Annotated in this window: 1 pseudogene; it reads left to right on the top strand. The window is 53.9% G+C overall.

Annotation, left to right across the window (positions count from 1 at the left end):
- Nucleotides 1-256 (top strand): annotated as a pseudogene (locus RTW80_RS29915) (multidrug transporter subunit MdtD); the annotation flags it as partial.

The following is a 256-nucleotide window of genomic DNA, read 5'->3' as shown; positions in this document are numbered from 1 at the left end:
CCGGACTGATGATGATCCCGAGGGTGCTTGGCAGCATGGGGATGAAGCGGATTGTTGTACAGGTGGTGAATCGCTTTGGTTATCGTCGGGTACTGGTAGCGACCACGCTGGGTCTGTCGCTGGTCACCCTGTTGTTTATGACTACCGCTCTGCTGGGCTGGTACTACGTTTTGCCGTTCGTCCTGTTTTTACAAGGAATGGTCAACTCAACGCGTTTCTCCTCCATGAACACCCTGACGCTGAAAGATCTCCCGGA

Source organism: Escherichia sp. AM3 (assembly GCF_032029835.1).
GTDB classification, from domain to species: Bacteria; Pseudomonadota; Gammaproteobacteria; order Enterobacterales; family Enterobacteriaceae; genus Escherichia; species Escherichia coli.
The sequence above is the reverse complement of the archived record's forward strand: the minus strand, read 5'-3'. Positions and strand labels throughout refer to the sequence as shown.